This is a genomic window from Streptomyces sp. NPDC058240 (genome assembly GCF_042882135.1).
GTDB lineage: Bacteria > Actinomycetota > Actinomycetes > Streptomycetales > Streptomycetaceae > Streptomyces.
Genome location: NZ_JBHVWT010000167.1, coordinates 1 through 1,092 on the forward strand (window position 1 = coordinate 1; position 1,092 = coordinate 1,092).

Consider the following 1,092-nt stretch of genomic DNA (forward strand, 5'->3'; position numbering starts at 1 on the left):
CGGCTGGCGGAGTTCCTCGCGGGTCAGAAGTTCATCTGATCCGGTCTGCTGTCCCGTTCCGCTGTCTCCCTCTTCCTCCCCTTTCTTCTTTGCTACTCGCAGCTACTCGCAGGAGTTTGAAGTCCCATGGCTGAAGTTCTCGTCTTTGTCGATCACGTGGACGGTGCGGTCCGCAAGCCCACGCTGGAGTTGTTGACGCTGGCGCGTCGGGTCGGTGAGCCGGTCGCGGTCGCGGTGGGTGCGGGTGCCGCCGGTACCGCGGCGGTGCTGGGCGAGCACGGTGCGGTGAAGGTTCTGACCGCGGAGGCGCCGGAGTTCGCCGACTACCTCGTGGTGCCGAAGGTGGATGCGTTGCAGGCGGCGTGCGAGGTGGTGTCGCCGGTGGCGGTGCTGGTGCCGTCGTCGGCGGAGGGCAAGGAGATCGCGGCGCGTCTGGCGGTGCGTATCGGGTCGGGGATCATCACCGATGCGGTGGATCTGGAGGCGGGTGAGGAGGGTCCGGTCGCGACGCAGTCCGCGTTCGCGGCGTCGTTCACGATCCGGTCCCGGGTCTCCCGGGGTGTCCCGGTGATCACGGTCAAGCCGAACTCGGCTGCGGTGGAGGCGGCTGCGGCCGCGGGTGCGGTCCAGGCGCTGGAGGTGTCGTTCTCGGCGCAGGCGACGGGCACGAAGGTGACCGCGCGGACGCCGCGCGAGTCGACGGGGCGTCCGGAGCTGACCGAGGCCGCGATCGTCGTGTCCGGCGGGCGTGGTGTGAACGGTGCGGAGAACTTCCACCTCATCGAGTCGCTCGCCGACTCCCTCGGTGCGGCGGTCGGTGCCTCGCGTGCCGCGGTGGACGCGGGGTGGTACCCGCACTCCAGCCAGGTCGGCCAGACCGGCAAGTCCGTCTCGCCGCAGCTGTACATCGCGTCGGGCATCTCGGGCGCGATCCAGCACCGGGCCGGCATGCAGACGTCCAAGACGATCGTCGCGATCAACAAGGACGCCGAGGCCCCGATCTTCGACCTCGTCGACTACGGCGTCGTCGGCGACCTCTTCCAGGTCGTCCCCCAGCTCACCGACGAGGTCAACAGCCGCAAGGGCTGACCC

General features: G+C 69.4%; 1 protein-coding gene. It reads left to right on the forward strand.

Annotated features, from left to right (window positions below):
- The first annotated feature begins 126 nt into the window (after nucleotides 1-126).
- A complete protein-coding gene (locus tag ACFVX4_RS42175; protein ID WP_389988874.1) occupies nucleotides 127-1,089 on the forward strand; it encodes an electron transfer flavoprotein subunit alpha/FixB family protein in 963 nt (320 codons plus the stop codon).
- Nucleotides 1,090-1,092 lie beyond the last annotated feature (3 nt).

Bases quoted from the DNA above. Each gene is read 5' to 3' on its own strand.
- ACFVX4_RS42175 (WP_389988874.1), top strand. From the start codon at position 127: ATGGCTGAAGTTCTCGTCTTTGTCGATCACGTGGACGGTGCGGTCCGC.